At 70.7% G+C, this 24,536-nt stretch carries 18 protein-coding genes; 11 read left to right on the top strand and 7 right to left on the bottom strand.

What is annotated here, in order from left to right:
• Position 1 precedes the first annotated feature (1 nt).
• The 4 genes from ACIQZN_RS01750 to ACIQZN_RS01735 all read right to left on the bottom strand — a co-directional run bounded on the left by ACIQZN_RS01750 (position 2) and on the right by ACIQZN_RS01735 (position 4,926).
• Positions 2-961 carry a hypothetical protein gene (locus ACIQZN_RS01750; RefSeq protein WP_403986844.1) on the bottom strand — a complete coding sequence of 320 codons (960 nt, stop codon included), beginning with the start codon at positions 959-961 and terminating at the stop codon, positions 2-4.
• Positions 958-3,024 (bottom strand): TIM-barrel domain-containing protein, encoded by a 2,067-nt coding sequence (locus ACIQZN_RS01745; RefSeq protein ID WP_403986841.1) that lies wholly within the window; start codon positions 3,022-3,024, stop codon positions 958-960. The genes ACIQZN_RS01750 and ACIQZN_RS01745 overlap by 4 nt, the downstream gene beginning before the upstream one ends.
• Positions 3,025-3,100: 76 nt before the next feature.
• Positions 3,101-3,994, bottom strand: a complete 894-nt coding sequence (locus tag ACIQZN_RS01740) for a carbohydrate ABC transporter permease (protein WP_403986838.1) — start codon at positions 3,992-3,994, stop codon at positions 3,101-3,103.
• Complete coding sequence (locus ACIQZN_RS01735; protein ID WP_403986835.1) at positions 3,991-4,926, bottom strand: ABC transporter permease; 936 nt, start codon at positions 4,924-4,926, stop codon at positions 3,991-3,993. Before ACIQZN_RS01735 ends, ACIQZN_RS01740 begins: the two co-directional genes overlap by 4 nt.
• Positions 4,927-5,368: 442 nt before the next feature.
• On the opposite strand from ACIQZN_RS01735, the gene ACIQZN_RS01730 reads away from it, so the two are divergent.
• Genes ACIQZN_RS01730 through ACIQZN_RS01715 form a run of 4 tightly spaced genes read left to right on the top strand, consistent with a single transcriptional unit; the run spans position 5,369 to position 10,918 of the window.
• Positions 5,369-7,030 carry an extracellular solute-binding protein gene (locus ACIQZN_RS01730; protein WP_403986832.1) on the top strand — a complete coding sequence of 554 codons (1,662 nt, stop codon included), beginning with the start codon at positions 5,369-5,371 and terminating at the stop codon, positions 7,028-7,030.
• Positions 7,027-8,979, top strand: a complete 1,953-nt coding sequence (locus ACIQZN_RS01725; protein WP_403986829.1) for a hypothetical protein — start codon at positions 7,027-7,029, stop codon at positions 8,977-8,979. The genes ACIQZN_RS01730 and ACIQZN_RS01725 overlap by 4 nt, the downstream gene beginning before the upstream one ends.
• Positions 8,980-9,023: 44 nt before the next feature.
• A complete protein-coding gene (locus ACIQZN_RS01720; RefSeq protein ID WP_403986826.1) occupies positions 9,024-10,004 on the top strand; it encodes a hydroxyacid dehydrogenase in 981 nt (326 codons plus the stop codon).
• On the top strand, positions 10,001-10,918 hold the full coding sequence (locus tag ACIQZN_RS01715) for a sugar phosphate isomerase/epimerase family protein (RefSeq protein WP_403986823.1): 918 nt from the start codon (positions 10,001-10,003) through the stop codon (positions 10,916-10,918). Before ACIQZN_RS01720 ends, ACIQZN_RS01715 begins: the two co-directional genes overlap by 4 nt.
• A gap of 68 nt (positions 10,919-10,986) precedes the next feature.
• On the opposite strand, the gene ACIQZN_RS01710 is transcribed toward ACIQZN_RS01715, so the two are convergent.
• Both ACIQZN_RS01710 and ACIQZN_RS01705 read right to left on the bottom strand, forming a co-directional pair.
• Entirely contained in the window at positions 10,987-12,066 is a 1,080-nt protein-coding gene (locus ACIQZN_RS01710) for a LacI family DNA-binding transcriptional regulator (RefSeq protein ID WP_403986820.1), read from the bottom strand.
• 114 nt (positions 12,067-12,180) lie between these two features.
• Positions 12,181-13,581, bottom strand: coding sequence for a GH1 family beta-glucosidase (locus ACIQZN_RS01705; protein ID WP_403986817.1), 1,401 nt, complete (start codon positions 13,579-13,581; stop codon positions 12,181-12,183).
• Positions 13,582-13,967: 386 nt separating this feature from the next.
• Between ACIQZN_RS01705 and ACIQZN_RS01700 the strand changes: the two genes are divergently transcribed.
• From ACIQZN_RS01700 to ACIQZN_RS01670, 7 genes are all read left to right on the top strand, one after another.
• Entirely contained in the window at positions 13,968-15,515 is a 1,548-nt protein-coding gene (locus ACIQZN_RS01700) for a choice-of-anchor Q domain-containing protein (protein WP_403986814.1), read from the top strand.
• A 28-nt stretch (positions 15,516-15,543) separates the two neighbouring features.
• Complete coding sequence (locus tag ACIQZN_RS01695; RefSeq protein WP_403986811.1) at positions 15,544-16,917, top strand: nitrate/nitrite transporter; 1,374 nt, start codon at positions 15,544-15,546, stop codon at positions 16,915-16,917.
• A gap of 56 nt (positions 16,918-16,973) precedes the next feature.
• Positions 16,974-18,197, top strand: a complete 1,224-nt coding sequence (locus ACIQZN_RS01690; protein WP_403986808.1) for a glycosyl hydrolase — start codon at positions 16,974-16,976, stop codon at positions 18,195-18,197.
• Between the two features lie 250 nt (positions 18,198-18,447).
• Positions 18,448-20,376 (top strand): heparinase II/III family protein, encoded by a 1,929-nt coding sequence (locus tag ACIQZN_RS01685; RefSeq protein ID WP_403986805.1) that lies wholly within the window; start codon positions 18,448-18,450, stop codon positions 20,374-20,376.
• 40 nt (positions 20,377-20,416) lie between these two features.
• Positions 20,417-21,760 carry a right-handed parallel beta-helix repeat-containing protein gene (locus ACIQZN_RS01680; RefSeq protein WP_403986802.1) on the top strand — a complete coding sequence of 448 codons (1,344 nt, stop codon included), beginning with the start codon at positions 20,417-20,419 and terminating at the stop codon, positions 21,758-21,760.
• Positions 21,761-21,840: 80 nt separating this feature from the next.
• Entirely contained in the window at positions 21,841-22,653 is an 813-nt protein-coding gene (locus ACIQZN_RS01675; protein WP_403986799.1) for a helix-turn-helix domain-containing protein, read from the top strand.
• 112 nt (positions 22,654-22,765) lie between these two features.
• A complete protein-coding gene (locus ACIQZN_RS01670; RefSeq protein WP_403986796.1) occupies positions 22,766-23,494 on the top strand; it encodes a phytanoyl-CoA dioxygenase family protein in 729 nt (242 codons plus the stop codon).
• 58 nt (positions 23,495-23,552) lie between these two features.
• Here ACIQZN_RS01670 and ACIQZN_RS01665 read toward each other — a convergent pair whose 3' ends face one another.
• Positions 23,553-24,455, bottom strand: coding sequence for a phytanoyl-CoA dioxygenase family protein (locus tag ACIQZN_RS01665; protein ID WP_403986793.1), 903 nt, complete (start codon positions 24,453-24,455; stop codon positions 23,553-23,555).
• Positions 24,456-24,536: the final 81 nt, after the last annotated feature.

The following is a 24,536-nucleotide window of genomic DNA, read 5'->3' as shown; positions in this document are numbered from 1 at the left end:
CTCACTCCGTCCAGTCGGCGGGGGCCAGGGCGTATCCCCCGGCGCCCCGCGTCAGCAGCATGTGCCGGCCTCCCAGGAGCCACTCGACCACATGGACGCGGCCCCGTCCGTCGACGGTGATGCCGTGCGGGCTGTTGAACCGACCGGGCGGTGGTGCGGGCGCGACGGTCGCGCCCCGGGCATCGACGGTGTTGGGCCACTCCGGCCGGAGGGGTGCCACCTCGTCGAGGCCGACACGCTGGATCAGCCTTCCCGCACGGTCGAGGTGGGCGAACGACGCTTCCAACTCCCCCACCAGCAGGGAGCCCTCGTGCAGGGCGACACTGCTCGGTTTGCGCAGCCGCTCCGCGACCGTGCCGATGAGCGCGCCATCCGGGTCCAGCGCGACCAGGCGGTTGTTCTCCCGGTCGGCCACGATGATCCGGACCTCGCCCTCGCTGTCGTCCAGCGCCATGGCGTGCGGGCAGCGGAAGGCGCCGTCCCGGCTCGCCTCGACGGGGCCGAGGTAGTCGCCCCCGGCGCCGTAGCGGTGGATCAGTCTCTGCCCGTACCCGTCCGAGACCCACACCTCCCCTGTTGCGGCTACGGGGAGGACGGCGGTCGGCTCGAAGCGGTGGCGGTCGTAGACGGGCTGCGGCGGCAGGGGCAGTTCGCGCTCCACCGTGCCGTCGAGCCGCAGCGCGACGGCACGGCCGTGGCGGCCCTCGCGTACGGGCTCGTAGCCGCCCCTCCCGTCCGGGGCGGTGCCGGTGGCGGGATCGGCGACCCAGACGACGTCCTGGCCGTCCTCCCCGGTGCCGGCCGTGACGCCGTGCGCGGAGACCACGTCCGCGGTGGGCGAGGCGAGGAGTTCCCCGTCCGGGCCGAGGACGAGCATGACGCGGTTGTCGGGGGAGAACGTCACCAGCCTGCCGTCGGACAGGGTGGTGATGTCGCTGTGCGCCCAGTGCGGGCCGCTCATGTCGCTCCTCGGTGAGGGGTGGGTTCAAGGGCCGCGCGGGCCCCGGGTCCGGCCTGTTCACCGACCCACAGGGGTGCGTGCCGGCGGGCGAGGTCCACGTCCTGCCAGCAGGGTCCGGAGACCGTGGCGCCGGTCGCGTAATGCGTCCACCGCCCCGGCGGGAACCACACGGGCCTGCGCCCGCCGGGCGCGTACACCGGTGCGACGAGGAGGTCGGGGCCCAGCAGGTACTGGAGGTCGGCCGCGTGGGCGTCGGGGCGTCGCGGATGGTCCAGGAACATGGGGCGCATCAGGGGCTCTCCGGTACGCACACTGTGCGCCGCCTGTTCCCGCAGATACGGCAGGAGACGTTCCCGCAGCCGGGCGGCGGCGAGCACCGCGTCAAGGGCGTCCCCCGGGAAGTCCCAGGGCAGCCGGGACGTCATCCCGTGGAAGCGGGCCATCGGCGACAGAAGCCCGAACTGGGCCCAGCGCACGTAGAGTTCGGAGTCCGGTGTGCCGTGGAACCCACCGATGTCGTGGCTCCAGAAGGGCTGTCCGGTCAGGCCGAGCGACAGCCCGCCGCGCAGGACCGACGCGAGGTCCTCCCACGTGGAGTTGGGGTCGCCGGCCCACTGCACGGCGTGCCGCTGCCCGCCGGTCCACGAGGACCTGCCCCAGACCATGCCGGTGCCGCCCGTGACCTCGCGCAGCACCTCGGAGACCACGTCGTTGTAGAGCAACGGGTAGAGGTTGTGCAGCCGTTCGCCCGACATGCCGTTGTGGGCGATCACGTCGGCCGGGACGCCTTCCCCGAAGTCGGTCTTCATCGCGTCGGCCCCTGCGGCAAGGGCCTCGCGCAGCAGCTCCCGGTACCAGGAGACGGCGCCCGGGTGGGTGAAGTCGACCATGGCGACATCGGGGTGGAAGCCGCTCCAGGCGTCACTGATCCATGGGGTGCCGTCCGCCGTGCACAGCAGGTGGCCCGCCCGCTCCGCCTCGGCGAACCTCGGGCTGCGGATGCCGATGTAGGGGTTCATCCAGAGGCAGGTACGGAAACCCTGTTCCCGCAGTGCGGTGATCAGGCCCTCGGGATCGGGGAACGCCTTCTCGTCCCAGCGCAGGTCGGACCAGCTGCCGTGCTCCTGCCAGTGGCAGTCGATGTGGATCACCGAGCACGGCAGTCCGTGCTCCCTGATCTCCTCGGCCCGCCGGATGACGCCGGCGGCGTCCTCGGCGGCGAACCCGGAGGACACCCACGGCCCGAAGGCCCAGTCGGGCGGCAGCAGCGCGGGGCCCGTGAGGGAGCGGTGCACGCCCAGGCAGGTGCGGGGGTCGCCCGCGATGAGGTAGTAGTCGAGCTGTTCGTCGGGGACGGTCATGGACCAGGCGGCGGTGTTGCTGTGGGCGAGGTCGAACACCGCGTGCGTGGTCGTGTCGACCAGGACCGCGTATCCCCGGCTGGACAGCAGCCAGGGGCTGGCCTTGTACGCGCGGCGGCCGGAGGTGCCCATGGCGTCCTGGATCCAGCAGTCGACCTGCCGGCCCCGCAGGTCGGGTCCGGTGAACTGCTCGCCGAAGCCGTAGAAGCGCTCGTCCGGGGCGGCGGTCCAGGTGTCGTGGTAGGCGAGCGAGCCGTCGGTGAGCTCGGTGACGCCGAGCGGGAGCACCGTGAGGACCTCGTCGGGCTGACGGTCGTACCCGTTCTGCCGGACGACGTCGTCGCCCGCCCCGGTCGGCAGCCGGAACGACATGCGGAACGGATCCAGGTCCACGCGGAGCGTGGTGCCCGGGGTGGTGAGTTCGATCCGGTCGTCGTGGCGTTCGACGTGGCCGGTGCCGGTGCCGGGATCGGCCAGCGCCGCTCGGGGGCCTTCGGGCGTGCCCGCCATCCGCAGGGTGACGCGGATGGCGCCGCCGGTGGCCGCGGCCAGGCGCAGGGTGCCTTCGCGGCCCCGCTCGGTGCGGACGAGCAGGGTCAGAGCGTCCGTGCCGGTCTCGGCGGGCTCGGCGCGGACGACGGGGTCGAGAGCTCCGGGGCCTGCTTCCCGCAGGGTGGGAGGGGGTGCGATGAAGGGGTTCACGGAGCGTGGATGGAGGGAGGTCACGGTGTTCCTCGGATGGTGCGTCGGAAGGTCGCGTGGTTCGGGCGCGGTCCGGTCAGCCCTTGACCGCGCCGGTGAGCACGCCCTTGGCGAAGTGGCGCTGGACGAAGGGGTACACGCACAGGATGGGGATGATCGCGAGCACGACGACCGCCATCTGCACGGCCTGCTGCGGCGGCGGCACATCGCCCGCACCCTGGTCCATGCCGGCCAGCGGCGCGCCTTGGAGCACATAGGTGCGCAGGACCAGTTGCAGCGGCCACTTCGTGGAGTCGGACAGGTAGAGGGTGGCGCTGAAGAAGGCGTTCCAGTAGGCGACGGCGTAGAAGAGGCCGACGACCGCGACGACGGCCTTCGACAGCGGCAGGACCATCGTGCGCAGGATGCGCCACTCCCCCGCGCCGTCGATCCGCGCGCTGTCCAGCAGCTCCTGCGGGATGCCCTGGAAGAACCCCCGGACGATGACCACGTTGAACGCGCTGATCGCGGTGGGCAGGATGAGGGAGGCGTAGTTGTCGAGCAGACCGAGCTGCTTGACGACCAGATAGCTGGGGATGATGCCGGGCGTGAAGAGGAACGTCAGCAGGACGATCAGCAGCAGCGGCCGGTGGAGGGCCGTCCCCGACCTGCTGAGCCCGTAGGCGGTCAGTACGGTGACGGTGAGGCTGATCGCGGTTCCCGCGAGGGTCACGGCGGCGCTGACCAGTACCGCCCGGGTGACGATGCCGCCCGACAGCACGGACCGGTACGCCTCGAAGGTGGGATGGGACGGCCACAGCACGAAGCCGCCGCCTTCGCTGATCTCCGCCTGGCCGGCGAGGCTGGTGGAGATCACGATGAGGAAGGGGAAGACCACCGCCAGGACGATCGCCGCCAGAACGAGGCTCTTGGCCGTGTTTCCCAGCGGGGTGGGCCGTTCCATCCAGGCGGGACGGATTGCTGAGCTCATTTCGAGTACACCCCTTGCTCTCCCAGCGCCCGTGCGGCGCGGTTGGCGGCCAGGACGAGGACGAGCCCCACCACACCCTTGAAGAGACCGGCGGCGGCCGCCACACTCCAGTCCCCGTTGGCGACACCGTGGAAGTACACGTAGGTGTCGAGCACTTCACCGGCTTCCGGCCCCACCGCGTCCCGTTGCAGCAGGATCTGCTCGAAGCCCACGGACAGGCTCTCCCCGAGGCGCAGGATGAGCAGCAGCACGATCATGGGGCGGATGCCGGGCAGCGTGACGTGCCACAGCCTGCGCCACCGGCCGGCGCCGTCGACCACGGACGACTCGTAGAGCTGCTCGTCGATGGTGCTCAGGGCGGCCAGGAAGATGATGGTGCCCCAGCCGGCGTCCTTCCAGATCGTCTGGGCGGTCACCAGGAAGGCGAAGGTGTCGGGGTTCGTCATGATGTCGATGGCGTGCCAGCCGTGGTCCCGCAGCGTCTGGTTGAGGGCGCCGGCACCGCCGAGGACCTGCTGGAACAGGGCGACGATGATCACCCAGGACACGAAGTGCGGGAAGTAGACGACCGTCTGCACCAGGCGTTTGATACGGGTGCCGACGATGCTGTTCAGCAGCAGGGCCAGTGCGATGGGGACCGGGAAGAACAGCACGAGCTGGAGCGCGGTGATCTCCAGCGTGTTGCGCATGGACTGCCAGAAGGCGGCGTCCGCGAACAGCGTGCCGAAGTTGTCGAACCCCACGAACTCGCTGTTCTGGATGCCCACATAGGGCAGGTAGTTCTGGAAGGCGATCACGTTGCCGAGCAGCGGCACGTAGTTGAAGAGCAGGAAGAGCAGCAGGCCGGGGACGACCATGAGGAGCAGCGACCTGTCGCGGCGCATGCGCCGCAGCAGGCCGGCGGGCTTCAGCCGCTGCGGGGGTTTCTCCATGGACCGCGGTGGTTTCCGTGCGGCGCTCTTCGGCGGGTCGCTGGTTCGCGCGGTTATCGCCAAGGCACTTCTCCCTGAGATCGGTCCCGGTCGGCGGACCGGTGGGAAGGCTGGTGGGCCGGGCCGGGGCAGTCGTACGAGCCGGAGCCGGCCGGCCACTCGGCAGGTGGTGACCACCTGCCTGGCCGGGACCTTAAAAGGTTTACAGGAACGTCGTCAATAGTTTCGCCACCATTTACAGGGGCCCGCATACTGCGCGATCCTGCGCCATGCGCGCATCGTCGCAGTTCATGGCCGCCGCCGTCGGTGTCGGCCGCACACCGGGGCCCAGCGGCGCGGGTCCGCGATTTCGGACCGGGGCCTTGCGTCGGACCGACCCTCTATGCACACTACCGAGAAAACGTTTCCAGTCGATGTTTCCTCCGACCTCAGGACGTCCCTCATGGCCCCTCGTGTCTCCTCCCCATTGGACCGCCGCACGTTCCTGCGCGGAGCGGTCCTCACCGCCGCCGCGGCGTCCGTGGGCGCCCCCCTGCTCACCGCTTGCGGCGGGGGCGCGGGCTCCAGCGCCGCCGCCGGCCCGAAGGCGGCGCTGCCCTCCTACATACCCGCCCTGAAGGCGAAGCCCGACCTGGTGGGGACCGCCGGAGGCATCCAGGACGGCTTCACCCGGCCCATCACCTCGTACTACCGGTCGGTGACCGGCGAGGTCGGCACCGGCAGCGATGTGACGGCGATGATGCTCACCTACACACCGCCCCCGCCGGCCGCCTCCGGGAACGTGTACCTGAAGGCGTTGAACAAGCGGGCGAGCACCAACCTCAAGGTCCAGGTCACCCCGGCTGCCGACTACCCGGCGAAGTTCGGGGCCGTGACGGCCGGCGACGCGCTGCCCGATCTCGTACAGATGCCGCTGTTCATGAACCTGCCGCACCTGGACGAGCTCCTGAACTCGCGCTTCGCGGACCTCTCCGACCATCTGTCGGGCGACAAGGTCAAGAAGTACCCGAACCTGGCGGGCATTCCGACCTACGCGTGGAAGGCCGCACGGATCCGGGGCCGCATCTACGGCATCCCGCTGCCCCGGCCGCTCGTCGCCTGGCCGATGCTCGTGCGTCAGGACATCCTCACCCGGGAGGGCCTGCGACAGCCGCGCTCCGCGGACGAGTTCGTCCAGCTCTGCAAGGACTACACCAACGCCAAGGCCGGGCGCTGGGCCCTCGGCTCCGATTCCACGTTCATGTTCAACGTCAACTGGTTCGGCCAGATGTACGGCGCGCCGATGCGCTGGGCGCTCAAGCAGGACGGCTCCCTGGTGAAGGACTGGGAGACCGACGAGTTCGCGCAGGCCGTGGAGTTCGCCCGCAAGCTCAAGTCCGCCGGCTACTTCCATCCGGACGCCGGTGCCGTCAGCGTCGTGCAGGTCAAGGAGCAGTTCGCCCAGGGCAAGATCCTCATGGGCATGGAGAGCCCGTCCGGGTGGCCCGCGTACTACGAGACCTACGGCAAGACGGTCCCGGGTCTGAGCGTCGACGCCCTGGTCCCGTTCGCACCCGGCGGGGGCCCCGCCAAGCAGTATCTCGACACCGGGATCTACTCGATCACCGCGCTGAAGAAGGCGGACGAGGACCGCGTCGAGGAACTGCTGCGGGTCATGAACTTCCTCGCGGCTCCCTACGGCAGCCAGGAGTACGCGCTGATCAATTACGGCGTCGAGGGCACCGACCACACGGTCGACTCCAAGGGCACCGTCACGATGACCGACCGCGGGACGGCCGAGAAGAACGTGGCTCTCTACTACCTCACCGCCTGTGCCCCCGTGCTGACCAGCACCAACTATCCGCACTTCGTCGAGCAGGCGTACGCCTGGCAGAAGAAGGTCGTCCCGGGCGGTGTGTCCGACCCGACCAACGGCCTGTACTCCGAAACGGCCTCCCGGGTCGGCAGCCAGCTGACCAAGGCCATGACCGACAGCTTGCTCGGCATCATCTCCGGGCGGCGCTCCCTGAACGACCTCAAGCCCGCCGTCACCGCCTGGCGCAACGGCGGCGGCGACAAGATGCGCGCCGAGTACGAGAAGGCTCTCGCAGAGGACACCAAGTGAGCGATCAGGACCCGGCATCCCCCCGCTACCCGGAACAGGTCTCCCTGTTCGACCCCCTCGCCGCCCGGCTGCCCAGGCCCAACCCGTACGACGTGCGGATGATGCTCGACCGGGCCCCGGCCGACTGGCAGCCGTTCGCCGCGATCGACGACCGTGACGCCTGGGAGGCGATAGGGCGGAACATCGGTGCCGACCGCCAACGGCTGGTCGAGGAAGGCCGGCTGCTCGCGGAGCGCGGGCTGCGGCCCATGCCGGTGCGGGCCTGGCGGGACATGCTGCTCAAGGGGGAACCCGCCCCCTACGTCGACCTGTGGATCGAGCGGCGCACCGATCTCGCCAAGCTGCTGATGGCGCACCTGCTGGAGCCGGCGGAGGCCACCCTCGACGCGCTCATCGATCTGGTGTGGGCCGTGTGCGAGGAGAGCAGCTGGGCCAATCCGCCGTACGACCCCCTCGTGGAGTTCCCCGACGCCGACGACCACATCGTCGACCTCTGGTCGAGCATCACCGCGATCGGCCTCGCCGAACTGTGCTCGGTGCTCCGGCCCGTGCTTCCGGCCGCGGTGCCGGCGCGGGTGGAGCGGGAGATCGACCGCCGGGTCATCACGCCCTACCTGGCCACCGACACCTGGTGGTGGATGTACGAGGGGGCGAAGCGGGCGAGCAACTGGGACGCGGTCTGCAACTGGGGCGTGGTGGGAGCCGCGCTCTACGTCGAGCGCGACCACGCCCGGCTGTCGTCGATCCTGTGCAAGTCCGCCCGGTCGCTGGAGGACTACCTGGAGAACTTCGACCCCGACGGCGGCACCAGCGAGGGCACCGGCTACTGGAACTTCGGGTTCGGCTCGTACTGCCAGCTCGCCGATCTCGTGGAGCGCCGCACCGGGGGCGGGCTGAACTGGTTCGACGCACCGATCGTGCGGCGCGTGGCCGCCTTTCCGCTGCGATCGCGCCTCACCGTGGATTCCTGGCCCACGTTCTCCGACGCCACGCCCGATCCGCGCTTCAACACCACACTCCTCCTCGACCTCGGCCGCCGCCTGGGCATGGAGGACCTGGTCACACTGGCGTCCACGCGGGCGGCCGGCGATCGCTGGATGATCGGGAACTCGCCCGTGACGCAGGCGCTGCGCACCACGTGTGCCGGATCGCTCGCGAAGGACGGCCCGATGCCGCCGCTGCGGGGGAACTCCCAGTACTTCCGGGGCGTGCAGTGGCTGCTCTCGCAGGCCGAGCCCGAGGACGAGGACACCCTCGCGCTCGCGGTCAAGGGCGGCCACAACCTCGAACTCCACAACCAGAACGACCTCGGGTCCCTCATCGTGCGGGCCGGCGGCGAGGACCTGGTGGTCGATCCCGGCCGGGGCCGCTACGTCCGCGACTACTTCAGCCCCGAGCGCCGTTACGAGTTCTTCGTCAACCGGTCGTTCGGCCACCCCGTCCCGCACCCCGGCGGGGTCGAGCAGCGCGAGGGCCATGAGCACCGCGCCCTGGTCACAGCGCTGGAGCAGACGAAGGACACGGACCGGATCGTCCTCGACCTCACCGCCGCCTACCCCGAGGAAGCCGCGCTGCGCCGACTCGAACGGACGGCGGAGCTCCACCGCGACCCGGCGCGCGTCGTGCTGAGCGACCACTTCTCCTTCAGCGCACCCCGGCGGGCCGAGTCGGCGATCGTGACGCACGCCGAGGTCGTCCGCGAGGACGGCAGGCTGCTGCTGCGCGGCGAGAAGGCCACGCTGGCCGTCGACTTCGACCCCCGGTGGACGGTCGAGGTGCGCGCCGAGGACGCCCTCGACCTCTTCGACGGACCCAGGGACGCCACCCGGGTGGCGTTCCGCACCCCGGACGACGTGACCGAGGCGACTCTCACCCTGGTGATGAGCCGCCTGCACGAGGACGTCCCGCGCAAGCGACACCCCCGGTCGCCGCTGCCGGTGTCCCGCTGAACCCTGAAAGGCAAACAGTGTCAGAACCCGTAATCATGGTGGCCATGGCGGACGAGCTGCTCCCCCGGTTCTTCGCGCGAGCGGCCTGGGACAGGCTCCGCTCGCTGGGCCGGGTCCTCGTCTCGCCCACCCCCGACGACCATCTCAGCCCACAGGCCCGGGACATGCTGGCCCAGGCGGAGGTCCTCGTCACGGGATGGGGAACCGCCATGGTCGACGCGTCCGTGCTGGACGCCGCTCCCCGCCTCAAAGCCGTGGTGCACACCGCGGGTTCCGTGAAGGCGTTCGCCTCACCGGACTGCTACGACCGGGGCGTCGCCATCTCCTCCCAGGCGTCCGCCCTCGCCGATCCGGTCGCCGAATACACCCTGGCGATGATCCTGCTCGCGGCCAAGGGCGCCTTCCGCGCGCAGCGGATCTACCGTGCCCGGCGCGCGGCCGTCGACGTACAGGGCGAACTCGCCTCGTACGGCGTCAACGGCACCCGGGTCGGCATCATCGGGGCCTCGGTGATCGGCCGGAAGGTCATCGAGCTGTTGCGCCCGTTCCGGCTGAAGGTGGTGCTGTCCGACCCCACCATCGACCACGCCACGGCGCGGGAGCTCGGGGCCGAACTGGTCGGCCTGGGCGAGCTCATGGCGACCTGCCCGGTCGTCTCGCTGCACGCCCCGATCCTGCCCAGCACCATCGGCATGATCACCGCGGACCTGCTGCGCTCGCTTCCCGACGGCGCCACCTTCATCAACACGGCCCGGGGGATACTCGTCGACCAGGACGCGCTGACCGCGGAGCTTCAGTCCGGGCGGATCGACAGCATCGTCGACGTCACCCACCCCGAGGTCAGCGACGCCGCGTCGCCCCTCTGGGATCTGCCGAACCTCGTCCTCACCCCGCACATCGCGGGCCCGATGGGCGTGGAGCTCGAGCTCCTCGCCTCGTCGGCCCTGGACGAGATCGCCCGGGTGCTCAGCGGCAGGTCCCTGCGCGGGGCCGTCGACCCCTCCCGCTACCACGCCGTGGCGTGAGGACGGAGCAGCCGGCGACGGCCGGCACCCTCAGGACCGTGGGCGCGTCGACGCTCGGCGCGCCCGGCGCGGCGCTGTCCACGGTGCTGTGCTGGCTCACCGAGGCGGGCGCGCGGACCATAGAGCTGCGCGTCGCCGACGGACAGCCGGTGCACGTGGGCAGCGGTCCGCGCCGGCGCGCCCGGGTACGGAGACAGATCGCGGACTCCGGAATCGAGTTGCTCTCGTGCTCCTCGTACGTCCGGCTCGGCGCCGGGGCGGACGACCGCGAGGTGACCGTCGATCTGGAACGCCATCTGGAGCTGGCGGCGGATCTCGGGGCCCGCTTCCTGCGGGTGTTCCCGGGGGCGGCCACGCTGCCGGGGCCCGGCGACCGCCCGCCCCTGATGGCGGACGGCCGGGCGGAGACGGACGACCGGATCGTACGAAGACTGGCCTCCGTCGTGGCGTCGGCCGACGAGTTCGGGGTGCGGCCGGTGCTGGAGACCCACGGCTCCCATCCGCGCGGGCAGGACGTGGCCCGGGTGCTGGACGCGCTCGACGCGCGGGCGCCCGGACACGGGGTGGGGGTGATCTGGGACGTGGAGCACCCGTTCCGTACGGGCGAGGCGCCGGCGCGTACCTGGGCGGCGATCGGGGGGCGCGTCCTGCACGGCCGCGGCTTCGTCCAGATCAAGGACGTCGGCTCCGTGCTGGACCAGACCCCCGTGCCGGTGGGCCGGGGGGTCGTGCCCCTCGCCACGATCCTCGGGGTGCTGGACGGGGGCGGTTACGCGGGTCCGCTCTCGCTGGAATGGGAACGGACCTGGCACCCCGGGGTGGCACCCCTGCCGGTGGCCCTCGCCGCCTTGAACGACTGGCTGACCCGGCACGCGCCGGCTCACGAAGCCTCCCGAACCGAGAGAGGGGAATGACGGAACGCCCCGGCAGCCGAGCTGCCGGGGCGTTCCGTGTTCGGAGCGAAAGCCCCCGTGTCAGGCCGCTACAGGCTGGTGCGGGCCCGGTTGCGGACGGAGTCCCGGGTGACGATGTGCGTGCCCAGGACGACATGCTGGCGGTCGCGGGCGTCTCCGTTGCGGTGCAGGGCGATGCGCACCGCGGTGCGGCCCAGTTCCTCGTGCGGCAGGTGCACCGAGGTCAGCCCGGGATGCAGGTCCGAGGCGACGGGGAGGTCGTCGTAGCCGACGATCGAGATGTCCTCGGGCACACGAATGCCGGCCGCGCGCATGACCTTCATCGCGCTGGCCGCCATGTCGTCCGTGCCCGCGAACACCGCGGTGAAGTCGACGCCGGAGTCCAGCGCCTGCCGCATCGCCTCGGTGCCGCCCCGGCGGGTGAACTCCGTACGGAAGACGAGCCGGTCGTCGTAGGGGATGCCGTGATCGGCGAGGGCGTTCCGGTATCCCTTCAGGCGGTTCTCCGCGACCGTGCTCTGCGGGACGCCGGACAGGTGCAGGATGCGCTCGTGGCCCGCCGAGAGCAGATGGCGCGTGACCGCGTACGAACCGCCCTCGTTGTCGTACTCCACCACGGAGGCGGGGACCCGGTCGCCCAGCGAGGGGCGGCCGCAGAGCACCAGGCGGCTGCCGGAGGCGTCCAGCGTGTGTGCCGCGGCGATCATCCGCTCCTCGTACGCGGGGCCCTGGATCACACCGCCGACCACGATGATCGCCTCGACGCCCTGCTCGCGCATCATGGAGACCATCGCCATCTCGCGCTCGAAGTCTCCGCCGGTGGAACAGATCAGGCACATACGGCCCTCGACGGCCGCCTGCTGCTCCACCCCGTGGCACACCTGGGCGTAGAACGACGCCGTGAACTCGGGGACGACGATCGCCACCGCGCCGGGGCCGGAGCCCACCAGCGCACGCGCGTGGGCGTTCACGACGTACTGAAGCTCCTTGGCCGCGGCCACCACCCGCTTGTACGTGTCGGAACCCGCCGTGGCCTTGCCGGACAGCACGCGCGACACCGTGGCGATGGACACGTCGGCCCGTGCGGCGACATCCCTGATGGTCGCCCGCCTGCCGAGCCCTTCGACCGGCTTCTCCCCCTGTCGCACAACCTGCTCCTGCCCGCTGGACTTGCTCGATGAAACATTTACAGACTACGTCTTCACGCGGTTTTGCCGAGCGGCCACCCCGTCGGCGGGGGCCGTGCCCGGTCGGCGGCCCCGTCAGCGGCCCCGGTCTCCGCGGGACAGACGGATGGTCTCGCGGTACCAGTGGGCACTGTCCTTGATTATGCGCTGTTGCGTGGCGTAGTCGACGCGGATCAGCCCGAAGCGCTTGCGGTATCCCTCGGCCCACTCGAAGTTGTCCATCAGCGACCACGCGAAGTAGCCCCGGACGTCGGCGCCCGCCGCGCGGGCCCGCGCCACGGCCGCGATGTGGTCGCGCAGGTAGGCGGTCCGCCGCACGTCGTGGACGGCACCGTCACCGGCGACGGTGTCGTCGAAGGCGGCTCCGTTCTCCGTGACGACGAGAGGAGTGCCGGGGTACTCGCGGGACAGGCGGAGCAGGATCCGCTCCAGGCCGTCGGGCACGATGTTCCAGCCCATCGCGGTGCGCGGCAGACCCGTGTCCACCATCCTGATGCCTTGCTCGTAGCCCGCCTCCCCGGCCGGCTGCCCGGTGGCGGCGACGGTGTCGTAGCGGTAGTAGTTCACGCCGAGGACGTCGACCGGAGCGGCGATCAGTTCCAGGTCGCCGTCCTCGACGGGGAGCCGGTGGCCGGTCCGCGCCAGCCGGCCGACGACGTCCTCGGGATACGAGCCCCGCAGCAGCGGGTCGAGGAACAGGCAGTTGGAGAAACCGTCCCAGCGCCGCAGCGCCTCCTGGTCCTCCGGCCGGGTGCTCGCGGCGACGTCGTCGGCGAGGTCGAGCGTGATGCCGACCTCGATCGGCGCGGTGGCGTTCTCGCGCAGCCGGCCGGCCGCCAGTCCGTGCGCCAGCAGCAGGTGGTGGGTGGCGTCGAGGGAGGCCGCGAAGTCGCGGCGCCCCGGGGCGTGGCTAGCGTTCGCGTATCCGCAGACCGCCGCGACCCCGGGTTCGTTCAGCGTGCTCCAGTCGCTCACGCGGTCGCCCAGCGCCTCATGGACGAGCGCCGCGTAGTCGGCGAACCGGTGGGCCGTGTCGCGGGCGGGCCAGCCGCCGGCGTCCTCCAGCTCCTGCGGCAGGTCCCAGTGGTAGAGGGTGAGCCAGGGGCGTACGCCGCGGCCCAGGAGTTCGTCGACCAAACGGTCGTAGAAGGCGATTCCCCGCGGATTGACGGGTCCCGTGCCGCCCGGCTGGACGCGGGGCCACGACACGGAGAAGCGGTACACGTCCACCCCCAGGTCCGCGATCATCGCGACGTCCTGCGGCATGCGGTGGTAGTGGTCGGCGGCCGTCGCACCGCTGCTGCGGTCCGCGACGGCCCCGGGTTCGCGGGTGAAGGTGTCCCAGATGGAGTCGGTCCTCCCGTCCTCGGCCGCGGCGCCCTCGATCTGGTACGCGGAGGTGGCGACGCCCCAGAGGAAGCGGTCGGGAAGTCCGGGCACGGCGACCGGCGCGATCGGGTCGAAGGTGTTCACCATGGCTCCTGGGGAGTCGGGGCGGACCACTGGCCCGCGTTCGCACGCACGTCTCACAAGAGACCTTAAAAGGTTTTCTGGAACAAGGTCAACACCTCGTTGAACCTCCACGATGGCCTGGGAAAACGGACCCCTGACAGGGTCATCAACCCTGTGAAATGCGGCAGTTGACGCGACCCGGGGCGCGGAAGGGCTGAAAACTTTCCCGAGAACGCTTTCTTGTGATCACGGCGACGATCTGCCACAGTCGTCCCGCACCCGCACGGCCGCACCGCCTCATGTCCGGCCGGATGTCCGCTCGCGACGGTACGGCGAGCACCCCCCACTGTTGTCCCCCTGTGCCCCGGGGCCGCCTCGCATCAGCGGTGCCGGGGACGAAAGGTACCCAGATGAGCCGCACCCGACTCCGTATCGCAGGCAGCGCCGCCGCGCTCGGCACCCTGTCGCTCCCGATGGCCCTGGCCGGCGCCACCCCGGCTCAGGCGGCCTCGACCACGTACTACGTCAGCCCTTCCGGATCGGACACCAACCCGGGCACGTCGGCCGGTCTGCCGTTCAAGACCCTCCAGAAGGCGGCCGACCTCACGAAACCCGGCGACACCGTGTCGATCATGAAGGGCACCTACACCGAGTCGGCCGACGGCCAGGACGTCCTGACCATCAGGCGTTCCGGCAGCGCCGGTCTGCCGATCACCTACAAGCCGTACCCCGGTGACCACCCGGTGATCCACCCCGTCACCGGCTGGAACGGGATCAACATCTCCGGCGCCTCCTACATCAGGATCCAAGGGCTGGAGGTGGCGGGCGACATACCCCACCTCACCCTCGCCGACGCGGAGGCCCACGCCGTGCCGGGGAAACCGAAGTTCAACACCAACTGCGTCGCCGCGTACAAGAACACGACGACCGGGCTCCAGTCGCACCACATCGACATCATCGGCAACGACGTGCACGACTGCCCGGGTGGCGGCATCTCCGCCATCGACGCCGACCACGTCACCATCGACCACAACCGCGTCCACACGACCTCCTGGTACAACGTGTACGCCACCAGCGGGATCTCGATCCTGCGCGCGCTCGACAGCGACAAGGGCGACCCCGGCACGTACAAGATCCGCATCACCGACAACGTGGTCAACGACAACGAGACCAAGATCAAGTGGCATGACTGCGACTGCTACTCCGACGGGAACGGCATCATCGTCGACACCCTGAAGGGCAAGCCGGCCGGCGAAGGGGCCGACTACAACGGGCGGGTCCTCGTCGCGAACAACCTCTCCTTCGACAACGGCGGTTCGGGTATCCACTCGTTCAAGTCCCAGCACGTGGACATCGTCGGCAACACCGCGTACTACAACTCCCGGTCGTCCCGGCAGACCGGATACGCGAACGTGTACGCCCTCCAGAGCACGGACGTGCGCCTCCTCGACAACATCTCCTACGCCCGCGCGGGCAAACCGACCAACCTCACCTCGGGCAACCAGAACGTCACCTACGACTCCAACATCTACTTCAACGGGGCCGCGCCCGAGACCACCGGACCGCACGACCTGGTGGCGGACCCGAAACTGGTGAACCCCGGCACCGACCCCTCCACCGCGGACTTCCGCCTCCGGGCGGACTCGCCCGCCGTGGACAGCGGCGCGGCGTTCCCCGCGGTCGACAAGGACCTCGACGGCAACGGCCGCCCGGCCGGCAGCGGTTACGACCGGGGCGCCTACGAGCGCACGGCGGAGAGCACCGGGGCGGAACCCCAGGGCCACGCCGACACGCGGGCGGACGCCGCATCCGACACCGCCTCGCACACCGAACTGGCCTCGACCGGCGCCACGACGAGCACCTGGGCCGTTTGGGCAGCCGTCACCGTGGCCGCCGGTGCCGGATTCCTGCTGCTCGCACGCCTCGGCCGTGGCGCTCGCGCCGGCCGGCGCAACTGACCGAACGCCACGAGGGAGGGGAACCACCGTGCAACAGCCGTCGAGGGCCCGCCGCCGGCCACGCGTAGCGGAGAGCGCGCCGGGGCGACAGCCGGCGGGGTCCCTCGGTGCCTGGGCGGCCTGGGGCATCGGGGTCGCCGTCTATGTCTTCGCCGTGGCGCAGCGCACCAGCCTGGGCGCGGCGGGGCTGGACGCGGCCGAGCGCTTCGGTATCAGCGCCTCGGCGCTGTCCGCCTTTCCCGTCTTCCAGGTCCTGGTGTACGCGGTGGCGCAGATCCCGGTCGGACTGGCCATCGACCGGCGCGGGCCCCGGCAGGTGCTCGCCACCGGGCTGGTGCTCCTGGTCGCCGGACAGCTCGGCTTCGCCTTCTCGACGGACTTCGCGACGGCCCTCGTCTCGCGCACCGCGCTCGGCTGCGGCGACGCCATGATCTTCGTGAGCGTGCTCCGTATCGTCGCCGACTGGTTCCCCGCCCGCCGGGCTCCCTTCGTCGCCCAGCTCACCGGTCTGGTCGGCACCCTGGGCAACCTGTTCGCCGTCACCGCGCTCACCTCCATGCTGCCGCTCCTGGGGTGGACGGTCACGTTCGTGGTCACCGGTCTGCCCGGGTGTGTGGCGCTTGCGGTGGTCCTGCTGTTCCTCCGCAAGTCCCCGGACACCCCGCCGCCGCTGTCGGGCGGGCGGTGGTGGGCCCGGCCGCGCTCCGGGCGCCCGGGCCGCGCGGTGACGGCCGCGGCCCTGGGGACGCAGGTCAGGGAGGCGTGGCGGGAACCCGGTACCAGGCTCGGCATGTGGGTGCACTTCACGACCTCCTGCTGGGCGTCCCCGTTCCTCCTGCTCTGGGGCCTGCCCTATCTGGTCGACGGCCAGGGCCTCAGCCGCTCGACGGCGGGGTCGCTGCTGGGCCTCGTCGTCGTGACCGGCATGGGGTACTCGCTGTTCTTCGGCCAGTTGCTCTCGCGCCGCCCGGGTGTCCGGACCCCGCTGATGCTGGCCGTGGTCCTCACCACCTGCGTGCTGTGGGCCGCGGTCCTGGGCCTGGCACCGGGGCACACCCCGCTCTGGCTGCTGGTGGTGCTGGCCGTCGTCCTCGGCGGCAACGGCCCCGCCTCGCTCATCGGGCTCGACTACGCCCGCCCGGTGAACCCCCCGGCCCGGGCGGCGACCGCGGCCGGAATGGTCATCATGGGCGGCTTCACCGCCACCATCATCGCGCTCCTGGGGATGGGAGCGGCGCTCGACCTGCTCACGCCGTCCGGTTCGGACGGTTACTCCCCGGCGGCCTTCCGTGTCGCCTTCCTCATCCCGTACGCGACCACAGCGCTCGGGCTCGTCCAGATCCTGCGCCTGCGCGGGAAGGCCGCTCTCCGTGAGCAGGCCGGGACCGGCAGCACCCTTTGATACCTCCGCCGGCCCGTCCGGCCGGCGGCAGCACTTCCAGCGTTCCGGAGAACCTCATGAACGACCAGCCCAACACCGGCCCCCGCTTCGGGGTCAACTACGTACCCAGCCGCAACTGGTGGTACTGCTGGACCGACTGGGACACCGAGTCCGTCCTGTCGGACCTGCGCGCCATCGCCGCGCTCGGCATGGACCACATCCGGATCCAGGTGATCTGGCCGGTGTTCCAGCCCAATCCGACGATGGTCAGCCCCCAGGCGCTGCGGCACCTGGAGGAACTGCTCGACCTGGCCGACCGGCCGGACACCGGACTCGACGTGAGCATCAGCGTCCTGGACGGATGGCTCAGCGGCTTCACGTTCCGGCCGGCCTGGCTGGGTGAACGGAGCATGATCGCGGACGAGGACGCGGTCCAGGCGGAGCTGCGGCTCTTCGACGCGCTCGGTGAAGCGGTGGGCACGCACCCGCGCTTCCTCGGCTTCGACCTGGGCAACGAGGTCTCCGTCATCAACGACGGCATCCCGACCGAGGTCGGGGACCGCTGGGCGGCGCGCCTGCTGGACCACTGCGAGCGCATCGCGCCTGGCCGCTTCCACGTCAACGGGATCGACCACCTGCCGTGGCTGGCGGGCCGGACGTTCTCCCGGCACGGGGTGGCGAGCAGCGGCAGCGCCAGCGTCTTCCACAGCTACCCGTACTGGACGGGGATCCTGGAGAAGCACGGTCCCGACGGCACGGGCACGCTCCATCTCGGCGAGTACATGTCCGAGCTGGCCGAGGCGTTCGCCGAGCGGCCCGGCCGGCCCAAGTGGCTCCAGGAGTTCGGTGCGTCGCCCGCCGAGCGGGCCCGGGAGTCCATCCCCGGCTGGGCCGAGGCATTCGTGCGCAACACCGTCTCCACGTCCGGCATCTGGGGCTGCACCTGGTGGGGCAGCCACGACGTCGACCGGCGCCTGACCGGCTTCGTGGAGTACGAGTACGAGCTCGGCCTCCTCACCGTGGACAACCAGGTCAAGCCGGCGGGCCGTAGGATCGCCGACCTCATCGCGGAGTTCCGCGACACCCCCCCGACGCCTCTGCGGCGTACCACCGCTCTGGTCGTCCCGGAGTCCGGGGAGGCCGGACTCGATGTGGCGGAGGCTTTCTTCGCGCTGATCGACGAGGGGGTCCGCCCTGCCGTCGTGACGGCCGAGCGCGCCCGCGACAGCGCCTATCTCGCCTCGCGCGGGATCACCGGACTGCGGCACGTGGAGCCTCTTCCGGATACGCCGGTGTTGTAGCGGTCCCGGGCATTGACGTCGTTTCCGTAAAGGTTTTAACCTCTTGTTCACACGGGTTTCGGCAGGTCGCGGCTCCGCCTCCCGCCATCCCGAGCGAACCCCCGGCCCACGCACCCCACCCGGCCCGAACCGGCCGGTGCGCGGAAGGCGACGCCGACGCGGGAGACCGCACATTCCTCCACCGCCGCAATCGGCAGCGGAATCACCGCCGGCGACCACATCCGCAAGGAACTTCAGGAGGCACTCATCCATGGCTGACCACGCATCCGTCGAAACGGCTCCGCCTCCCGCGCGGCCGGACAGTGTCACCGCCTGGGACGCCGCGGCAGCCCGGCTTCCCCGGCGTTGCGCCTCCGAGGTCCGGGCCCTGCTCGTATCGGCCCCGTCCGAGTGGTTCCTCTTCCCCCGGGCCGAGGACCGCGCGTCCTGGGACGCGGTGGCGAAGCGGCTGGGCCCGGCGGCCACGGCGCTGACCGAGGCGGCGCGGGAGGCGGCCGGACGTCCCGTGCCGCACCTGACGTCGTCCCTGTGGCGGGCGTTCCTCCGCACCGGGGAGCGGCTGCCCTACGAGAACCCGTGGTACGAGCGCCGCGACATGCTCGCCGATCTGCTGGTGGGCTACTGTCTGCGCCCCACCGACGAGGTGCTCGACGCGTTGGTCGACGTCGTCTGGATGATCTGCGAGGAGACCTCCTGGTCGTTCCCCGCCCATGAGCCGACCGAGTTCCCCGACCCCGGCGATCCCGTGGTCGACCTCTTCTCGGCTCTCACCGCGGTCGGGCTGGCCGAGACGCTCGCCGTGCTCGGCGACGCCCTGCCCGGCCCCGTGGCCGACCGCATCCGCACCGAGGCCGACCGGCGCGTCATCACTCCCTACCTGGAGAACGACGCATGGCGCTGGCTGTACGGGACGGCCGACACCGGAGTGAGCAACTGGACGGCGGTCTGCGGTCTCGGGGCCGCCGGGGCGGCCTGTTACCTCGAACAGGACGCCGACCGCCTCGCCCGCATCCTCGCGAAGGCGGCCCGCTCGATGGAGGACTACCTGGGGACCTTCGACCCCGACGGGGGCACCAGCGAGGGCGTCGGCTACTGGATGTTCGGCTTCGGCTCGTTCTGCCAGCTGGCCGACCTGGTCGAGCGGCGCACCGGAGGCAGCTGGAACTGGTTCAAGACCCCGGTCGTCGCCGACATCGCGCGTTTCCCGCTGCGGTCCCGGCTCACCGCCGCCTCCTGGGTGACCTTCTCGGACGTCGACAGCCGTACGGATTTCCCCGGCTGGCTCCTGCACGACCTGGGGACCCGGTTCGGGGAAGAGGGCCTGAACGACCTCGGGTCCGGGCCGTCCGCCACCTGGACCTGGAAGCGCACCAACTCGGCGGCCACCACCGCCCTGCGCTCCGTGCTCAGCGAGGGGCGCCGGGCCGGGGTCCGCCCCTACCCGCCGGTCAGGCGGTCGGACTGGTTCCGGGGCATCCAATGGCTGATCACACGCGCCGACCCCGACGACCCCGACGCCCTCACGGCGGCCGTCAAGGGAGGGCGCAACGACGAGCTGCACAATCAGAACGACCTCGGGTCCCTCATCGTGCGCGCCGGCGGCGAAGACCTCGTCGTGGACCCCGGCGCGGGGCTGTACACGCGGGACTACTTCAACGAGCACCGCTACGAGCAGTTCGTGAACTCCTCGCGGGGCCACTCCGTGCCCCGCCCCGCAGGTGCGGAGCAGGAGGCGGGCTCCGCCCACACCGCGCACGTCCTGGCCGTCCGGCAGAGCGAGGAGTACGACGAGGTCGCCTACGACCTCACCGCCGCCTACCCCACCGAAGCCGAAACCGCCCTGAAGGCCCTGCACCGCACCCTGAAACTGCAACGCGGTCCTGAGCCCTTCATCCGCCTCACCGACTCCTTCACCTTCGACTCCCCCCGCACCGCGGAGACGGCGTTCACCACCTACGCCGCGGTCGAGATCACTCCCGGGCACGTCGTCCTGCGCGGCGAGCAAGCCGTGCTGACCATCGAGCTGCCGGACCGTCCGGATGTCGACGTACACGTCGACACCGAGGAGTTCGCGCCGAGGTTCGGAGAGCCGCGCCTCGCCCGGCGTGTGGTCGTGCGCACCCGTGAGCCGCTACGGGACTGCGCTCTCGCCTTCACCCTGCGTCCCGGGTCCGCCTGACCCGTATCCGCCCCCGCACATCCCCGTGAAAGGAACCCCCATGCGTACGAGACGAGCACTCGCCGCCGCGACCGTCCTCGCGACGGCGGCGCTGGCCCTCGGTGCCGGCCCCTCGCAGGCCGCCGGCGCGAAGCACTACTTCGTGAGCGTCAAGGGATCGGACGACAACTCCGGGACCGACGCCCGGCACCCGTTCCGCACCATCCAGGCGGCCGCCGACCGGACCCTGCCGGGCGACACCGTATACATCATGGACGGTACGTACTCCGAGAGCGTGCCCCAGTCCGACGTCGTGACCATCACCCGGTCCGGAGCACCGGGCGCCCCCATCACGTACCGCAACTACCCCGGCGCGCGCCCGGTGATCCACCCCATCACCGGCTGGCAGGGCATCCTCGTCTCGAACGCCTCGCACCTCACGTTCACCGGCCTGAGGATCCAGGGCAACAACCAGAACCTCAACCTGGCCGACGCCGAGAAGAACGCGAGCAAGACCGATCCGACGTACAACACGAACTGTCTGTTCGTGCGCGGGAGCGACGGCGCCCACCCCAGCGACATCACCATCCGGGGGAACGAGGTCAGCGACTGCGCGGGAGGCGGGATCGGCTTCAAGAACAGCGGTGACCACCTCACCATCGACCGCAACAAGGTGCACGGCAACGCCTGGTACGCCGTCTACGCGAACAGCGGGATCTCGGTGCTCACCCCGTCCGACGTCGACACCTCGGGCACCGGCTACAAGATCAGGATCACCAACAACGTGGCCTACGACAACGAGGCCAAGGTGAAGTGGGCCGCGTGCGACTGCTATTCGGACGGCAACGGGATCATCGTCGACTCGACGCTGCACGCGGACGACGACCTGCCTGCCTTCGAGGGCCGCACCCTCGTCGCTGACAACGTTGTCTACAACAACGGGGGTTCGGGCATCCACGCCTTCAGCAGCTCCCACGTGGACATCGTGAACAACACCGCGTACTTCAACTCCCGTAATCCGCACCTCAACTACGCGAACATCTACGCGGCCTACAGCGACGACGTGCGGCTGCTGAACAACGTCTCCTACGCGCGGGAGGGCAAGGCCACCAACAGCACCAGCCACAACACCGCCAGCGTCGTCTACGACTACAACCTGTACTTCAACGGCACGACCCCCGCGGTCCAGGGGCCGCACGACGTGATCGCCGATCCGCAGTTCCGCAACGCCACCGTCGACCCGGGGAGCGCGGACTTCCGGCCCCGGGCGGGCTCCCCCGCCATCGACACGGGGGTGGCCTCCGACGCCGTCCCGCGTGACATCCGGGGGCTCCCCCGGCCGCTCGGGGGCGGCTTCGACCGGGGTGCCTACGAGCTGCTGCGGTTCGGAGCGGCAACGGAGTAGCACGTAAGCCGGTGGCGGGCCCCGCGACGGGTCCGCCACCGGCCTGAGAACCGTCTCGTACGTCCGTCAGGAGCCGGCGCATGACCTCCACGATCCTCACACGCTTGTCCGGACACGGATTCCGCAGGCCCGGGGAGGTCGTCGCCCTCCGCCAGGAGCTGGTCCGTCCCTACCGGCCGCACTGGCACGACTTCCACGAGATGGCCCTCGTCACCTCGGGCAGCGGTATCCATCACGTCGACGGGCGCACCCTGCCCCTGACCCGGGGTGATGTCCTGGTGGTCTCCCCCAGTTCCCTCCACGCCGTGGCACCCGCGCCGGGACACCGTCTCGAACTGATCGATGTCACCTTCGACGCACAGACGATGCCGAGGGATGTCGAGAAGATGCTGTCCACGCTGACCTCGGGCGACCCCGTCGTCGGCCAGGTGCCCGATCCCGCGCTCTTCGAGGCCCTGGCCGACGAGACCACCGGAAGCCGGCCGCACCGGCAGATCATGGCCCGTGCGCTGGTGTCCCAGGTCGTCGTCTCCCTGGCCCGCGACCGCACGGTGCCCGGCGGTCAAAGGCCGGTCCCCCCTTGGCTCACCCAGGTACTCGACCACATCGAGCGCCGGCACGCGGAGCCCCTGTCCGTCGACGAACTGGCGGCCGTCGCGCACCTCTCGCCGCCCTATCTGCGGGAGCGGTTCAGGGCGGAGACGGGCCGCACCCTGACCGGACACATCCAGCAGGTACGGCTGCGCACGGCGCGCGTCCTGCTGGCGACGACCGACCTCGACATCAGCCGGATCCGCCGGGCGAGCGGCTTCGGCGACCCGTCCCACTTCGCCCGCGCCTTCCGTGCCGCCACCGGCAGTTCGCCGACCGATTACCGGGCTGCGGCCTCCTGACCGCACCGCCGCTCGGAAGCCGCGACCGCGCACATCCGGCCCCGCTTTCGCGCACACCGCCGGACTCGCCCCGGTTCCATGCTGGTGGCTCCACCGACGAAGGGAACACGACATGAGCCGCCTCACCCGCACCGAGGTCGAGGGTTACCACCGCGACGGATACCACCGCTTCACCGAGCAGGTCTTCGCCAAGGACCGCATGGACCGGCTCGGCGAGATCTTCGAGGAGCACGTGTCCGCCGCCGGCACCAAGCGCACCGACGAACTCGACACCCCGCACATCGAGGACGAGCGGCTGCTGGAGTTCCTCCTGGCCGAGGAGGTGGCCGACCTGGTCCAGCCCCTGATCGGACCGGACATCGGCCTGTTCTCCAGCCACTTCATCGCCAAGGAGCCCCGGACCGGGCGTCCGACGCCGTGGCACGAGGACTCCGCGTTCTGGCAGTCCCGGTTCAGCGATTTCTCCCGCATCGTGACCGTGTGGCTGGCCCTGGACGACGTGGACCGGGAGAACGGCTGCATGGCGGTGATCCCCGGTACCCACGACAACGGCTTCTCCGCCTACCGGACACTCTCCGACGGAGACTCCTACACCTTCGAGCGGGAGATCGAGGGGGTGGACGAGAGCAGCGCCGTCTATCTCGAACTGCGGCGCGGTCAGGCGTCGTTGCACGACAGCCGGATCATCCACGGCGCGAAGGCCAACACCAGTCCCCGGCGCCGGGCCGGATACACGATGCGGTACTTCGACACCTCGGCCCGCGTGCTGCGCCAGGAGTTCCCCGTCTGGCTGGTACGAGGAGTGGACAAGGACGGTGGCAACGGTTTCGTCAACGGATGACACAGGCAGGGTGTGCGGGAAGCCGACGTCCCCGGCTCCCCGCACACCCGCCGCCGGCTCAGCGGTCGCAGCCGCCCTCGCCGGACGGGCGGACGTACGAGCGCGCGATGTCCTCGGTCCCCTTGTACGCGTACGGGTCGCTGCCCGCCACCAGTGTGATGTCGCGGTAGTCGTGCTCACCGATGTGGGTGCCCTCGGGGAGCGTCTGCCAGGGAAGCAGGGACTCGGCGGACATGTAGTGGTTCACGAGTGCCCGCCGCAGTCCGGTGCGGGCGGTGTTGGGGAGCGACCGGTGCAGCAGATAGCCGTTGAACAGCACCGCCGAACCGGCGGGGACCTCCACCGGCACCGCTTCGTCGTCGCTGTGCGGGAAGGCGTGGGCCTCACCGTTGCAGTCGAACTGCTCGTCCGACTGCACCCGGGAGGGGTAGAGGACGCCCCGCCGGTGCGAGCCCGGCAGGACCCACAGACAGCCGTTCTCCACGGTCGCGTCGTCCAGGGCGATCCACAGCCCCGTCAGGGAGCGGTCGCGGGTGGGGATGAAGTGTTCGTCCTGGTGCCAGGCCTGGCCGGGCTTGCCCGCCGCCTTGATGAACAGCATGGACTGCATGGCCTTGACGTTCGGGCCGATGACCCGGGTGAGTGCGCGCACGGCCGTGGGGTGCCGCATGACGTCGGCGAACACCTCGGAGATCTTGTGGGGGTAGTGGATGGCCAGGAAGTCCGTCATCACCTCCTCGTCGGACCGCTGGGTGCCGTCGTTCCGGAGCCCTTCGAAGGAGCCCCGCTCGCCCCGGCAGACGGCCGACGCCTCACGCCGGAGGCCGTCCACCTCGTCGGCGGAGAACAGGTCGCGGAGCACCGCGAAGCCGTTGGCGGGAAAGTCCTCCAGCGCACCGATCGCGACGGAGGACCCGGAGGTGGGCTCGGCGGTGGGCTCGGCGGTGAATGAAGGGGACACGGTCATCATGACTCCTGGGGTACGGGGTTCAGCCGGAACGCACACCAGCATCACCAGTGGTGTCCCGGGCGGCCATGACCC

It is taken from the genome of Streptomyces sp. NPDC097595 (assembly GCF_044761525.1).
GTDB lineage: Bacteria > Actinomycetota > Actinomycetes > Streptomycetales > Streptomycetaceae > Streptomyces > Streptomyces drozdowiczii_A.
This window is presented reverse-complemented; position numbering and strand designations above follow the sequence as displayed.

What these genes read in the sequence shown, in the direction of transcription:
- ACIQZN_RS01750 (WP_403986844.1), bottom strand. Translation starts at nt 961, where the DNA reads ATGAGCGGCCCGCACTGGGCGCACAGCGACATCACCACCCTGTCCGAC.
- ACIQZN_RS01740 (WP_403986838.1), bottom strand. Translation starts at nt 3,994, where the DNA reads ATGAGCTCAGCAATCCGTCCCGCCTGGATGGAACGGCCCACCCCGCTG.
- ACIQZN_RS01735 (WP_403986835.1), bottom strand. Translation starts at nt 4,926, where the DNA reads ATGGAGAAACCCCCGCAGCGGCTGAAGCCCGCCGGCCTGCTGCGGCGC.
- ACIQZN_RS01730 (WP_403986832.1), top strand. Translation starts at nt 5,369, where the DNA reads ATGGCCCCTCGTGTCTCCTCCCCATTGGACCGCCGCACGTTCCTGCGC.
- ACIQZN_RS01720 (WP_403986826.1), top strand. Translation starts at nt 9,024, where the DNA reads ATGGCGGACGAGCTGCTCCCCCGGTTCTTCGCGCGAGCGGCCTGGGAC.
- ACIQZN_RS01705 (WP_403986817.1), bottom strand. Translation starts at nt 13,581, where the DNA reads ATGGTGAACACCTTCGACCCGATCGCGCCGGTCGCCGTGCCCGGACTT.
- ACIQZN_RS01700 (WP_403986814.1), top strand. Translation starts at nt 13,968, where the DNA reads ATGAGCCGCACCCGACTCCGTATCGCAGGCAGCGCCGCCGCGCTCGGC.
- ACIQZN_RS01690 (WP_403986808.1), top strand. Translation starts at nt 16,974, where the DNA reads ATGAACGACCAGCCCAACACCGGCCCCCGCTTCGGGGTCAACTACGTA.
- ACIQZN_RS01685 (WP_403986805.1), top strand. Translation starts at nt 18,448, where the DNA reads ATGGCTGACCACGCATCCGTCGAAACGGCTCCGCCTCCCGCGCGGCCG.
- ACIQZN_RS01680 (WP_403986802.1), top strand. Translation starts at nt 20,417, where the DNA reads ATGCGTACGAGACGAGCACTCGCCGCCGCGACCGTCCTCGCGACGGCG.
- ACIQZN_RS01675 (WP_403986799.1), top strand. Translation starts at nt 21,841, where the DNA reads ATGACCTCCACGATCCTCACACGCTTGTCCGGACACGGATTCCGCAGG.
- ACIQZN_RS01670 (WP_403986796.1), top strand. Translation starts at nt 22,766, where the DNA reads ATGAGCCGCCTCACCCGCACCGAGGTCGAGGGTTACCACCGCGACGGA.